The organism is Brevundimonas sp. NPDC090276 (assembly GCF_044772165.1).
Classification (GTDB): Bacteria; Pseudomonadota; Alphaproteobacteria; order Caulobacterales; family Caulobacteraceae; genus Brevundimonas.
The window spans coordinates 775504-788603 of sequence record NZ_JBIVYK010000002.1 but is presented as its reverse complement, the minus strand read 5'-3'; the positions used below and the strand labels follow the sequence as shown (position 1 = coordinate 788603).

Genomic DNA, 13100 nt, shown 5'->3' with positions numbered 1-13100 from the left:
GCGACGGTGAAACAGCCGCTGCGTTATGTCCGATTCAAGCACGACCGGGGCACAGAACCTCGGCCTGGAGTAGGTTTCATGAAAATCGAGTTCGTCGCTTCCCCCAGCGCCGCTCAAATCCTTGCCGTTCTGGTCCACGAAGGTCGCGCGCTGGCCGGTACGGGCTCGGCCCTGGACGCCGCCGCGTCGGGCGCTCTCACCAAGGCGATGACGAACAGCCGCTTCACTGGCGCCGCCAACAGCAATCTGACGGTTGCGGCCCCGGCGGGCGTCGACGCCAACTCGGTGCTGCTGGTCGGCGCGGGCGCGGCTGACAAGTTCGACGATCTGGCGGTCGAAACCGCCGCCGCCGCCGCCTATCACGCCGCCAAGCTGTCGGGTGCTGAAGTCCTGACCATCGACGCTGCCCACCTGTCGGCGGAACAGGCCGCCCGCGTCGCTTTCGCCGTGCGTCTGGCCGCCTATCGCTTCGCCAAATATCTGACCAAGCAGAAGGCCGACAAGATTCCCTCGGTCACCGCGATTCGCGTCGTCACCTCGGACGCAGCGGCCGCCGAGGCCGCCTTCGGTCCGCTGTCGGCTGTCGCCGACGCCGTCCTGTTCTCGCGCGACCTGGTGTCGGAACCGGCCAACGTCCTCTACCCGGCCGAGTTCGCGCGCCGTGTGAAGGAACTGGAAGCACTGGGCGCTAAGGTCGAGATCCTGGGCGAAGCCGAGATGGAAAAGCTGGGCATGCACACCCTGCTGGGCGTCGGCCTGGGTTCGGAGCGTGAAAGCCAGCTGGCCGTCATCCAGTGGAACGGCGGCAAGGAAGGCGAGGCCCCCATCGCCTTCGTCGGCAAGGGCGTTTGCTTCGACACCGGCGGCATTTCGCTGAAGCCGGCCGACGGCATGGAAGAAATGAAGTGGGACATGGGCGGCGCCGCCGCTGTGGCTGGTCTGATGCACGCCCTGGCGGGCCGTAAGGCCAAGGTCAACGTGGTCGGCGTCCTCGGCCTGGTCGAGAACATGCCTGACGGCAAGGCCCAACGCCCGGGCGACGTAGTCACCTCAATGTCGGGCCAGACGGTCGAAGTCCTGAACACCGACGCCGAGGGCCGCCTCGTTCTGGCCGACGCCCTCTGGTACACGCAGGAGCGCTTCAAGCCGAAATTCATGATCGACCTGGCCACCCTGACGGGCGCCATCATCATCTCTCTGGGCCTGGAATACGCCGGCGTCTTCTCGAACGATGATGACCTGGCCAACGGCATCCTGGCCGCCGGTCCCAAGGTGGGCGAGAACGTCTGGCGCTTGCCGATCCCCGCCGCCTATGAGCGTCACATCGACAGCCCGATCGCCGATGTGAAGAACACCGGCAACGGCCGCGCCGGCGGCTCGATCACGGCCGCCCTGTTCCTGCAGCGCTTCACCAACGGCGTGCCGTGGGCCCACATCGACATCGCCTCGACCGCCTGGGTCAAGGACAGCCGTAACCCGACCGTGCCGGACGGCGCCGTGGGCTATGGCGTGCGTCTGCTGGACCGCATGGTCGCCGACAAATACGAAGCCTGATCCGACGCATTCAGAGGGTAGGGCCGGGTGTCTGACGCAAAGCCGGAAATCTGGTTCTACCATCTGGAGCGCTCGACTCTGGATCAGGTGCTGCCGGGCCTGCTGGAGAAGACCCTCCAGCGGGGCTGGCGCGCCCTGGTGCGCGGGACGGTGTCGCATCGCCTCGACGATATCGACGAGCACCTGTGGACCTATCGCCCCGACAGCTTCCTGCCGCACGGCCTGGCGTCGGAGGCGCACGCGGCTCGACAACCGATCCTTCTGTCCGAATCGGGTGAGAACCTGAATGCTGCTCAGGCGCTGTTCATCGTGGATGAGTCAGAGCTGGGGACCACGGAAGGGTACGAGCGGTGCTTCATCATTTTCGACGGTCGGAACGAACAGGCGCTGCAGCACGCGCGCGAGCGCTGGCGCACGCTGAAGGCGGCCAACGCCAACCTGGCCTATTGGAAACAAACGGACGAAGGGCGCTGGGAAAGGGCGGCTTGATCGCATTGGGTCTGCTGGCGGTCGCCGGCTGCTCCTCCTCACCGCCCGCGCGGCCTTCTGCGCCGGCCATCGTCGAACAGGCCCGGCAGAGCCAGCCGATCGGCACGCGCATGCCGCAAGGCGACGCTGACATGTGCAAGGCTGGCGAACTGCAATGGCTGGTTGGGAAACCGCGCAGCGAGATACCCGTTCCGGTAGATGTGGTGAACCGTCGGGTGGTTTGCACCACCTGTCCCGTTACTGAAGACTATTCGCCGTACCGCTTGAATATATTCTACAATCAGCAAACCGGCATCGTCGAGCGCGTGAGCTGCGGCTAGGCCGAAACGGAGAACGACGCGATGAAGACGATTGTGATGCTGGCGGCTTTCGCGGGCGCTGTGGCGCTCTCGGCCTGTGCCCCCAGCCAGCCCACGCCCTCGACGCCGAGCATCGAGCCGACGCCTGTGACCTGCAAGGCCGGCGACTATCAGGAATATGTCGGTCGCAATCGCTCGACCATTCCGGCGGCCCCGGCGGGCCGCATCTTCCGCGTCCTGTGCAGCAGCTGCGCCGCGACGATGGACTATCGCGATAACCGCGTGACCTTCACCTACGATGACAAGACCGACCTCGTGACGCGCGTCAGCTGCGGCTGATCAAAGGTCACATCTGGATGACGCCGGAGCGGGGCGGGTTTAGCGACCCGTCCCGCTTTCGCGTTCCAGGGCGTAGATGGCGTCGGCGATGTCCTCGGCCTTGGCCGTGACCACGGCCTGAGCGTCGGCCAGACCGCGATTGTAGAACCAGCCGCCGATCTGGCCGCCAAAGAACTCCAGCACCATCTCGGCCTGAAGCTGGCTGATGTCCTGATCCAGCTCCTTGGCGAAGAAGTCGCGGATGCGGCCGCCGATGGCGATGCGCTCGTCTTTGGTGAACTGGATCGGTTTGGTCATCAGGACACCTTGCTCATCAGGAAACGGCGGCCAGGGCTTCTTCGGCTTCCATCCAGGCGGCTTCGGCAGCCTCCAGATCGGCTTGGGTCTTGGCGCGGGCGCGCGTCAGGCCTTCCAACGCCTTGGGGTTGGAGACGGCGGCGTTGGCCAGGTCGTCGTCGATGCGGGCGACCTCGGCGGCCAGGGTGCCCATGCGTTCCTCGGCCTTCTTGACCGCGTGACGCAGGGTCGAAGGCGAAGGGCCTGATTTCTTGTCGTTCTTCTTCTTGCCGCCCTGAGCGGGAGCCGCCGTGGCGGCCGCTTCCTGCTTGATCTGGCTGGGCTTGACGGCGGCGGCCTTGGCGCGGTCGAGAACGAACTTCTGATAGTCGTCCATGTCGCCCTCATAGGGCTTCACCGTGCCGTCGGCGGCCAGCCACAGACGGTCGGCGACCAGTTCCATCAGCGAGCGGTCGTGGGTGATCAGGATGACGGCGCCGCTGTAGTCGTTCAGCGCGTCCAGCAGGGCGCGACGGCTGTCGATGTCCAGGTGGTTGGTCGGTTCGTCGAGGATCAGGACGTGGGGGGCGTCCATGGCCACCATGTTCAGCAGCAGGCGGGCGCGTTCGCCCCCCGACAGGCTGTCGACCGTGGTTTCCTGCTTTTCGAAGCCGAGGCCGAACTGGGCCAGCTTGGATCGGCGGCTGCTTTCGCTGGCGTCGGGCATGGCCCGGCGGATGATCTCCAGCGGGGTGTCGGTCGGGTCCATGGCCTCGATCTGATGCTGGTGGAACCAGCCCACGCGCATCTTCCTGTCGCGGTGCAACTCTCCTTCGGACACGGTGAGGGCGCCTGCGATCATCTTGGCGAAGGTCGATTTGCCGGCGCCGTTGACGCCGAGCAGTCCGATGCGGTCATCCAGGTCCATGCGCAGGTTCAGGTTGCGCAGGATGGGCTTGCCGGTCTCATAGCCGACATTGGCGCGTTCCAGACGGATCAGCGGCGGCGCCAGCGGACGCGGCGGCGAGGGCAGGGTGAAGGGGGCGACGCGTTCCTCGATGGTGGTCGAGACCGGCTCCATCTTGGCCAGACGCTTCATTCGCGACTGGGCCTGGGCGGCCTTGGAGGCCTTGGCCTTGAAGCGGTCCACAAAGGCTTGCAGGTGGGCGCGCTCGGCGTCCTGCTTGGCCTTGGCTGACAGTTGCAGGCGGGCTTTCTCGGCGCGCGCCTTCTCGAACATGTCGTAGCCGCCCGTGTAGAGCTCCAGCTTGCGGTTCGCCAGATGCAGGATGTGGGTGCAACTGTTGTTCAGCAGTTCGCGGTCGTGGCTGATGATCAGGGCCGTGTGCGGGTACTTTTGCAGCCGGCTTTCCAGCCAGAGCGCGCCTTCCAGGTCGAGATAGTTGGTCGGTTCGTCAAGCAGCAGCATGTCCGGCTCGGCGAACAGGGCCGCCGCCAGGGCCACGCGCATGCGCCAGCCGCCTGAGAACTCGGACATGGGTCGCTGCTGGTCTTCCTGACTGAAGCCAAGACCAGCAAGGATTTCACCAGCGCGGGCCGGGGCCGAGTCGGCGTCGATGTCGATCAGACGCGCCCAGATCTCGCCCATCTCTTCCGGCTCGGCGGTTTCCAGCCGGCTCATCAGCTCGTGGCGCTCAACGTCCGCTTCCAGAATGGTGTCCAGCACGCTGTCAGGCGTGGCCGGGTGTTCCTGATCCACCGAGCCGACGCGGGCGGTCTTGGGCAGACTGACCTCGTCGCCGTTGGCGGCCAATTCGCCCAGGATGAGCTTGAACAGGGTCGATTTGCCGATGCCGTTGCGGCCGACCAGACCGACTTTCGAGCCGGGCGGCAGGCTGACGGAGGCGTCGTCGAGGAACTGGCGGCCCCAGGCGTTGAACGTCAGGTTGGTGATCTGGAGCATGGAAAACGACTGACGTTGAGGTGGCGGTTGGAAAGCGGGGAGGGCGCCGCTATAAGCCCGCGACCCTCAAACTACCAAACCGCAAAGAGTCTTCCCATGACCGAACGCACCTTCTCGATCATCAAGCCCGACGCCACGCGCCGCAACATCACCGGCGCCATCAACGCCGTGATCGAAGGCGCCGGCCTGCGCATCGTCGCCCAGCGTCGCGTCAAGCTCACCGAAGCCCAAGCCAAGAAGTTCTACGAAGTGCACGCCGAGCGTCCCTTCTACGGTGAACTGGTCTCGCAGATGATCGCCGAGCCGGTCGTCGTGCAGGTGCTGGAAGCCGAAGGCGCCGTCGCCAAGTATCGCGAAGTCATGGGCGCCACCAACCCGAACGACGCCGCTGAAGGCACCATCCGCAAGCTGTTCGCCCTGTCGATCGGCGAGAACTCGGTTCACGGTTCGGACTCGCTGGAAAACGCCGGCATCGAAATTGCCCAGTTCTTCACCGATGCTGACATCGTCGGCTAAGGTTTGAGCGGGCCGCCTTGAGCGGCCCAGCGCAAGCATAAAGACGGCCCGTCTCCGGAACCGGAGGCGGGCCGTTTCGTTTTCACGGTCCTGTTACCTGTTCAGCCATCAAGGAAGACCGCCATGAAGACGATCCTCAAACTGGCTCCGGTTATCGGCGTCGTGGGCTTGCTGGCCGCTTGCGGCACCACCACGGAACAACGCGCGGCTTCGGGCGCACTGGGCGGCGCTGTCGCCGGTCAGGCCATCGGAGGTAATACGGGCGCGACTGTCGCCGGCGCCGCCATCGGCGCTGTGGCCGGCGCTGTGACGACACCGAAGAAACCTAACTGACTTCGCAGGGGCTAACCCGGATACAAGAACGGCGTCAGCTGCGGAGCTGACGCCGTTTTGGTGACCGCTATCGGGCCGGCCGCTTACCAGATGCGGGCGCGGCTTTCCGGGGCGATGTATTCCGCCTGGCCCGGCGTCACGCCGAACGCCGCGTACCAGGCGTCGATGTTACGCGGCGGGGTCGCGGCGCGGGCGGCGCCCGGCGAATGCGGGTCGGTGGTCAGTTGCTCCTTCAGCGCCGCCTCACGCGACTTCTCGCGCCAGACCTGCGCCCAGCCGAGGAAGACACGCTGGTCGCCGGTCAGGCCGTCGATGACCGGGGCCGGCTGGCCGTTCAGGCTGCGGTGATAGGCGTCCAGCGCCATCAGCAGACCGCCCAGATCCGCGATGTTCTCGCCCATGGTCAGGTCGCCGTTGATATGGGTGCCGGGAATGGGCTCCTGGGCGTCGTAGATGGCGCCCAGCACCTTGGCACGGGCTTCGAAGCGGGCGGCGTCCTCGGGCGTCCACCAGTCGCGCAGGACGCCGTTCGCGTCCGACTTGCGGCCCTGATCGTCGAAGCCGTGGGTGATCTCGTGGCCGATCACGGCGCCGATGCCGCCATAGTTGACGGCTGCATCCGCGTTCGGATCGAAGAAGGGCGGCTGCAGGATAGCGGCCGGGAAGACGATCTCGTTGCGCGGCGGGTTGTAGTAGGCGTTCACTGTCTGGGGAGTCATGCCCCATTCCAGGGGATCGACCGGCTGGCCGATCTTGCTGCGCTTCCAGGCCCAATCGAAGGCCGAGGCGCGCTCGACATTGCCGTAGAGGTCGCCCGCAGACAGCTCCAGGCCGTCATAGCTGCGCCACTTGTCCGCATAGCCGATCTTCACGCCGAACTTGGACATCTTGAGCAGAGCCTGCTCGCGCGTCGGCTCGCTCATCCAGTCCAGGGCCTTCAGGCGCTCGGTCATGGCGGCGCTGAGGTTGGCGACCAGGACCTCCATCTGGGTCTTGGAGGAGGCGGGGAAGTGCACGCGGACGTATTCCTGACCCAGCACCTCGCCCAGCTGGCCGTCAACCAGGGCGACGCCCCGGTTCCAGCGCGGACGGTTTTCCGGCTGGCCACGCAGGGTCTTGCCTCGGAACTCGAAGCGCGAGTCGACGAAGGCGTCGGACAGGTAGGGGCCGGCCTGATCGACGATCTGGAAGGCTTCCCACGCCTTCAGCGTGTCCAACGAGGTTTCGGCGAAGACCTGGGCGATGCCCGGGATGGCGGTATTTTCCATCAGGACGATGGTCGGCACGTTGCTGATCTGGGCGCCTTGCAGGAAGGCGCTCCAGTCAAAGCCGGGGGCCAGCTTGGCCAGGTCGGCGGTCGGGGCCGGGTTGTAGATCTTGTCGATCTGGCGACGCTCGACCGTGGTCCAGTGCTTCTCGGCCACCTTGGTCTCGAAGGCCAGGATGTCGGCGGCGGCCTGGGCCGGGTTCGACCAGCCTGCGGCGGTCAGCGCGCGGGTGACATAGGCGACATAGGCCTCGCGCTGCGGGGCGAAGTCGGCCTTCAGATAGTAGTCGCGGTCGGGCAGGCCGAGGCCGCCCTGGCCCATATAGGCCGAGTTGAGGTTGGGGTTCTGCAGGTCCTCGAATACGTCGACGCCGAACAGGGAGCCGCCGAATCCGGCGTGGCTTTCGCCCATCAGGCGGGCCATGCCGCTGTGGTCGGCGACGGCGCGCACGGCGGCCAGGTCAGCGGCAAGGGGCTGGGCGCCCAGCTGGTTGACGCGGGCCTCGTCCATGAAGCTGGCGTAGAGGGCGCCGACCTTTTGCGCATTGGCGTTGGTCGGGTTGGCGGCGCTGGCTTCGATGATCGCCTTCAGCTGGCTCTGGGCGTTTTCATACAGGACGTCGAACGGGCCGAAGCGAGCCTTGTCTGCAGGGATCTCGGTGTTCTTCAGATAGGTCCCGTTGGCGTACTCATTGAAGTCGTCGCCCGGCTTCACCGCCAGATCGCGTCCGCTCAGGTCGAAGCCCCAGGGATGAATCTGGGGGGCATTGGCGGCGGCTGCGGCATGGCCAGCGTGACCGGCGTGGGCGTTTTGCGCCGAGGCGGCTTGAGCGGAGAGCGCGAGGGCGAGCGCGAGGCCGGCGGCGCCCATCAGGCGGGTCTTGGACATCGGGTCTTCCTGTTGTGGAGACAAGCGAAAGGGCCGTTCCGATCCGATGATCGAAGCGTTGGCGTGAACCTGCTCCCGCCTGCGACGCCCTGTCGCATTAAAAATCGTTAAGGTTTGGCGTTGCCGTCAGCGCGTGACGAAGGCGGCCAGCGTCTGCGGATAGAGGGTGTGCTCCGCCGTTTTGACCCGTTCGGCCAGGGTGTCGGGCGTATCGCCGGACAGGATCGGCACGCGCGCCTGACCCAGGACCGGGCCTTCGTCGACACCCTCGGTAACGACGTGGACGGTGCAGCCCGCCTCGGCATCGCCGGCCTCGATGGCGCGGGCATGGGTGTTCAGGCCGGGATAGAGGGGCAAAAGCGACGGGTGGATGTTCAGCATCTTGCCCGCCCATTTCTGTACCAACCAAGGCGTCAGCAGGCGCATGTAGCCGGCGAGGGCGATGACCTCGACCTTGCGTTCGATCAGCAGGCCGTCGATGGCGCGTTCGTGCGCCTCGCGGTCCTTGCCGAAGGGCTTGTGTTCGACCGTCAGGGTCTCGACCCCGGCGGCGCGGGCTTTGTCCAGACCGGCCACGTCGGCGATGTTGGAGATGACGACCACGATCTCATAGGGGGCGTCCGCCGCCTGACCCGCCGCGATCAGCGAGGCCATGTTGGTGCCAGAGCCGGAGATCAGCGCGGCCACGCGCGTCTTGGGCTGGGCGGTTTGGGTCGTCATGGCAGCGGCTCGGGCGTCAGAACGGGGAGGAGGCGAGGGATGCGGCCGTCGGCGTCTCTTGGCAAGTCCATGTCGTGTCGGGCCGTTACAAAGTCCGTTGCCGGATGGACCAGCTTGGCGTTAGCGTCCTGGCGCCGGGCTGTCCGGCGCGTGAGGGGGGAGTTTCACAATGCGTCATCTGCTTACCGCTGCCTGTGCGGCAGCGATCCTGGCTGTGCCGATGGTTTCCATGGCTCAGGAAGCATCCGGCGGCGGTTCCGGCCCGGTTCGCTCGGCTGCCGACCGTCTGCGCAACGCCAACGCCGAGCAGGTTGAGCGCAACTGGGCGCGCGCCACACCCGAAGAGAAGGAGGTGACGACCAGCCATTCGATCACCGCCCACGGCCGCGCCATGCGTTACAAGGCGACGGCCGGCACCCTGACCATTCGCGACGACGCCGGGATGCCGACGGCCAGCCTGTTTTACGTCGCCTACACCCTGGACGGTCAGCCGGTCGGGCGGCGTCCGGTGACCTATCTCTACAATGGCGGGCCGGGCTCGCCGACGGTCTGGCTGCACATGGGCGCCTTTGGCCCTGTGCGGGTGCTGACGGACGATCCGGTGGTCGAGCGCCCCGCGCCGTTCAATGTCGGTCCCAACGACATGACCCTGCTGGACAAGACCGATCTGGTCTTCATCGACATGGTCGGCGCCGGCTATTCGCGTCCTCTGGCCGAGACGCCCGGTTCGACCTTCTGGGGCGTGGATCAGGACGCGGACGCCTTCACCCGCGCCATCATGCGCTACACGAGCAAGTTCAACCGCTGGTCGAGCCCCAAGTACGTCCTGGGCGAAAGCTACGGCACCCTGCGCACCGGGGCTGTGGCGCATCAGTTGGAAAGCCGCGGCATGTCGCTGAATGGCGTCATCCTGCTGTCGTCCATCATGAACTATGGCGTGCGCCAGCCTGGCTATGCGCAGAACTTCATCACCCTGCTGCCGACCTATGCGGCGACAGCCTGGTATCACAACAAGGTGCCGAACCGCCCGGCCACGATCGAAGCCCACGTCCAGCGGGCTCGCGACTTCGCCATGGGCCCCTATGCAGCGGCCCTGGCCAAGGGACACATGATCTCGGACGCCGAGCGTGCCGAGATCGCCCAGCAGATGAGCGAACTGATCGGCGTCTCGCCCACCTTCATCGACAACGCCAACCTGCGGGTCGAGCTGTCGCCGTTCCGCAAGGAGCTGCTGCGGGATCGTCGCGAGACCATCGGCCGTCTCGACACCCGCTATCTGGGCATGGACGCCGACGCCGTGGGCGGCGAGCCGGAAGAGGACCCGTCGAGCAGCGCCATCACCGGGGCCTATTTCGGCGTCTTCAACGACTACATCGCCAATACGCTGAACTTCCGCACCGACATGGACTATCGCCAGTCGGCGCGCGGCCTGCCGGGGTTCAACTGGAACTGGAGCCACCGTCCGCCGGTGGGCGGGATGCAGACCACGCCGAACACGGCGGTGGACCTGGCCACGACCATGCGGCGCAACCCGCATCTGAAGGTGCTGGCGCTGAACGGCTACTACGACGCCGCTACGCCCTTCTTCTCGACCGAGTTCGACCTGGCCCAGATGATGCTGGAGCCGAAGCTGCGGGATAATCTGGAGTTCACCTACTATGAGGGCGGGCACATGATGTACACGAGCCGCAAGGCGCTGGAGGAACTACACGTCGATCTGGCCAGGTTCTACGACGAGACCCAGAACGGCGGGGTTCGCTGATCTGAACTCAGGCTTAGCGCCGAAGAAAAAGGCCCCGGTCTCGCGACCGGGGCCTTTGTCGTTTCAGGCGCTGGAAGCTCAGGCGGCTTCCAGTTGCCCGCAGATGAAGGCTTCCTCGCCCGCGTTCAGCAGGGCGGCCAGGACCGGCTCGGCGTTTTCCGGCGAGACGATCAGGATGAAGCCGACGCCGCAGTTGAAGGTGCGGCGCAGTTCATGGTCGGAGATGCCGCCGACGACGCCCAGCCATTCGAAGACGGGGGGCAGGGCCCAGGCGTTCCAGTCGAAGGCGGCTTGCAGGCCCTCGGCGATGCAGCGCGGCGGGTTCTCGATCAGGCCCCCGCCCGTGATGTGGGCAGCGCCCTTGACCATACCGGCCTTCATCAGCGGCAGGACCGGCTTCACATAGATTCGGGTGGGCTCCATCAGGGCCTGGGCCAGCGAGCAGTCCTTGGCGAAGGGGGCGTCGTCGCCCCAGGCCAGACCGGACTTCTCGACCACCTTGCGGATCAGCGAATAGCCGTTCGAGTGCGGACCCGACGAAGCCAGGCCGATGATGACGTCGCCGGCCTGCTGCTGGTCCAGATAGGGCAGGACCTGACCGCGCTCGACCGCGCCGACCGAGAAGCCGGCCAGATCATAGTCGCCGCCCGAATACATGCCCGGCATTTCGGCCGTCTCGCCGCCCACCAGGGCGCTGCCTGACTGGCGGCAGCCCTCGGCGATGCCGGCGACGACGCGACGCGCGGCGTCCACGTCCAACTTGCCGGTGGCGTAGTAGTCCAGGAACATCAGCGGCTCGGCGCCTTGCGCCAGCAGGTCGTTGACGCACATGGCGACCAGATCAACGCCCACGCCGTCATGACGGCCGGTCTCGATGGCGATCTTCAGCTTGGTGCCGACGCCGTCGGTCGTGGTGACGATCAGCGGGTCTTCAAAACCGGCAGCCTTCAGGTCGAACAGGGCGCCGAATCCGCCCAGCGAAGCCTCGGCGCCGGGGCGGCGAGTCGACTTGGCCAGGGGTTTGATCGCATCGACCAACATTTCTCCGGCGTCGATGTCCACGCCTGCATCGGCGTAGGTGAGGCCGTTTTTCAGGGCTTCGGGGGTGTCGCTCATCGGTCACGGCTCGATATCGGGGGCGAAAATCTGTCGCGGCGCTCTTGCCACAACGGCGTCGCGCGGGGCTATAGCATCGGAATGACGCCAATCACCACCAATGACGCGCTAATCGAGTTCTGCGAACGCTTGGCCAAGGCCCCGTTCATCACGGTCGATACCGAATTCATGCGCGAGACGACCTACTGGCCCAAGCTGTGCCTGATCCAGGCTGCTTCGCCTACGGACGCCGCGATTATCGACCCGATGGCCGAGGATCTGGACCTCGAACCCTTCCTCGCTCTGCTGCGCGACGAATCGATCATCAAGGTCTTCCACGCCGCCCGTCAGGACGTCGAAATCTTCAACCGCCTGGGCGCCATGCCCAAGCCGATGTTCGACACCCAGGTCGCGGCCATGGCCGCCGGCTTTGGCGATCAGGTCAGCTATGAGCAGTTGGTCCGCCAGATGCTGCGCCAGGAACTGGACAAGGGCAGCCGCTTCACCGACTGGGCGCGTCGCCCGCTGTCGGACGCGCAACTGGTCTATGCCCTGGGCGACGTGACCCACCTGGCCGCCCTCTATCCCAAGCTGCGCGACCGGCTGCAGAAGGAAGGCCGTCTGGACTGGGTCATGTCCGAAATGGGCGCTCTGACCGATCCGGCTCTCTATGACACCACGCCCGAGAACGCGTGGAAGCGGCTGAAGCCCAAGAAGTTCAGCGCCAAATACCTGGCCGCCTTCGTCGCCGTCGCCGTCTGGCGCGAGCGTGCGGCCCAGGAGCGTGACCAGCCGCGCGGCCGCATCCTGAAGGACGAGGGCATCGACGAGATCGCGGTCCAGGCCCCGACCGATCCCGAGGCCTTCAACCGCCTGCGTTCGGTGCCCAAGGGCTTTGGCGGTTCGCGCCTGGGTCTGGAACTGGCCGCCGAGTTGAAGCGCGTCCTGGCCGACCCCGAAGCCCATGCGCCCAAGCTGGAACGTCCGGCCCACAGCCAGCCGGCCCCGCCCTCGGTGGTCGAACTGCTGAAGGTCCTGCTGAAGGCCAAGAGCGACAATGCGGGCGTGGCGACCAAGCTGATCGCCAACGTCGCCGATCTGGAAAAGATCGCCAACGACGACAACGCCGACGTCGAAGCCATGAAGGGCTGGCGCCGTCAGCTGTTCGGCGAAGACGCGCTGAAGCTCAAGAAGGGTGAGATCGCCCTGGTGCTGAACGGCTCGCGGGTCGAAGTCGTCGAAATCGAAGGCTAGGGCTTAGGGGGCGGCGGCGACGCCGGCTCCCACAGCTCGATCGGATTGCCCTCGGGGTCATGGATGCGCGCGAAGCGTCCGATCTCGGGGGTGGCGTCCCATTCGGCCTTGGTGATGACCTCGATCCCGGCCGACTTGAGTGAGGCGATCAGGTCGTCTAGCCCCTCGACCCGCAGGTTCAGCATCCAGCGGTGGTCGGCGGCGAAATAGTCGCTGTCTTCCTTGAACGGGGCGAAGACGGTCGGTCCCGCCTGCTGGTTCCAGATCCAGACGTTTTCCGGCGCCCCGACGCCGAGGTGGGTCAGATACCAGTCGGCTAGGGCCTTGGTGTCCTTTGAACGGAAGAAAAATCCGCCGATTCCAGTGACTGGCATGGTCGTCCC

Annotated in this window: 14 protein-coding genes; 8 read left to right on the top strand and 6 right to left on the bottom strand. The window is 66.0% G+C overall.

All coding sequences use genetic code 11. The features are described from left to right. Window positions 1–78 precede the first annotated feature (78 nt). The 4 genes from ACIQTU_RS09650 to ACIQTU_RS09635 are packed head-to-tail and all read left to right on the top strand — an operon-like array spanning window position 79 to window position 2681. The gene (locus ACIQTU_RS09650) at window positions 79–1554 is read left to right on the top strand and encodes a leucyl aminopeptidase (RefSeq protein WP_400545853.1); all 1476 of its coding nucleotides are present in this window, start codon (window positions 79–81) and stop codon (window positions 1552–1554) included. Window positions 1555–1581: 27 nt separating this feature from the next. Beyond that, entirely contained in the window at window positions 1582–2043 is a 462-nt protein-coding gene (locus ACIQTU_RS09645) for a DNA polymerase III subunit chi (protein ID WP_400545850.1), read from the top strand. Beyond that, window positions 2040–2363 (top strand): hypothetical protein, encoded by a 324-nt coding sequence (locus tag ACIQTU_RS09640; RefSeq protein ID WP_400545847.1) that lies wholly within the window; start codon window positions 2040–2042, stop codon window positions 2361–2363. Before ACIQTU_RS09645 ends, ACIQTU_RS09640 begins: the two co-directional genes overlap by 4 nt. 21 nt (window positions 2364–2384) lie before the next feature. After that, the gene (locus ACIQTU_RS09635) at window positions 2385–2681 is read left to right on the top strand and encodes a hemolysin (RefSeq protein WP_400545844.1); all 297 of its coding nucleotides are present in this window, start codon (window positions 2385–2387) and stop codon (window positions 2679–2681) included. Window positions 2682–2720: 39 nt separating this feature from the next. Here the strand turns inward: ACIQTU_RS09635 and ACIQTU_RS09630 are convergent, their stop codons facing one another. Continuing rightward, complete coding sequence (locus ACIQTU_RS09630; protein ID WP_400545841.1) at window positions 2721–2978, bottom strand: DUF2164 domain-containing protein; 258 nt, start codon at window positions 2976–2978, stop codon at window positions 2721–2723. 16 nt (window positions 2979–2994) lie between these two features. Then, complete coding sequence (locus tag ACIQTU_RS09625) at window positions 2995–4881, bottom strand: ABC-F family ATP-binding cassette domain-containing protein (protein WP_400545838.1); 1887 nt, start codon at window positions 4879–4881, stop codon at window positions 2995–2997. A 96-nt stretch (window positions 4882–4977) separates the two neighbouring features. Here ACIQTU_RS09625 and ndk point away from each other — a divergent pair, with 96 nt between their 5' ends. Together ndk and ACIQTU_RS09615 are read left to right on the top strand one after the other, a co-directional pair. Continuing rightward, window positions 4978–5397, top strand: a complete 420-nt coding sequence (gene ndk / locus ACIQTU_RS09620; protein ID WP_400545835.1) for a nucleoside-diphosphate kinase — start codon at window positions 4978–4980, stop codon at window positions 5395–5397. Between the two features lie 123 nt (window positions 5398–5520). Beyond that, window positions 5521–5730 (top strand): glycine zipper 2TM domain-containing protein, encoded by a 210-nt coding sequence (locus ACIQTU_RS09615; protein ID WP_312783948.1) that lies wholly within the window; start codon window positions 5521–5523, stop codon window positions 5728–5730. 83 nt (window positions 5731–5813) lie between these two features. On the opposite strand, the gene ACIQTU_RS09610 is transcribed toward ACIQTU_RS09615, so the two are convergent. Together ACIQTU_RS09610 and purN are read right to left on the bottom strand one after the other, a co-directional pair. Continuing rightward, window positions 5814–7886, bottom strand: a complete 2073-nt coding sequence (locus ACIQTU_RS09610) for a M13 family metallopeptidase (RefSeq protein WP_400545832.1) — start codon at window positions 7884–7886, stop codon at window positions 5814–5816. Between the two features lie 126 nt (window positions 7887–8012). Further along, complete coding sequence (gene purN / locus ACIQTU_RS09605) at window positions 8013–8606, bottom strand: phosphoribosylglycinamide formyltransferase (protein WP_400545829.1); 594 nt, start codon at window positions 8604–8606, stop codon at window positions 8013–8015. Window positions 8607–8775: 169 nt separating this feature from the next. Between purN and ACIQTU_RS09600 the strand changes: the two genes are divergently transcribed. Next, window positions 8776–10368 (top strand): S10 family peptidase, encoded by a 1593-nt coding sequence (locus tag ACIQTU_RS09600; RefSeq protein WP_400545826.1) that lies wholly within the window; start codon window positions 8776–8778, stop codon window positions 10366–10368. Between the two features lie 78 nt (window positions 10369–10446). Here ACIQTU_RS09600 and purM read toward each other — a convergent pair whose 3' ends face one another. After that, complete coding sequence (gene purM, locus ACIQTU_RS09595; RefSeq protein ID WP_400545823.1) at window positions 10447–11484, bottom strand: phosphoribosylformylglycinamidine cyclo-ligase; 1038 nt, start codon at window positions 11482–11484, stop codon at window positions 10447–10449. An 81-nt stretch (window positions 11485–11565) separates the two neighbouring features. Here purM and rnd point away from each other — a divergent pair, with 81 nt between their 5' ends. Beyond that, window positions 11566–12717, top strand: coding sequence for a ribonuclease D (rnd, locus tag ACIQTU_RS09590; RefSeq protein ID WP_400545820.1), 1152 nt, complete (start codon window positions 11566–11568; stop codon window positions 12715–12717). Here rnd and ACIQTU_RS09585 read toward each other — a convergent pair. Beyond that, on the bottom strand, window positions 12714–13091 hold the full coding sequence (locus ACIQTU_RS09585) for a VOC family protein (RefSeq protein ID WP_400545817.1): 378 nt from the start codon (window positions 13089–13091) through the stop codon (window positions 12714–12716). The genes rnd and ACIQTU_RS09585 overlap by 4 nt on opposite strands. Between the last annotated feature and the right edge of the window lie 9 nt (window positions 13092–13100).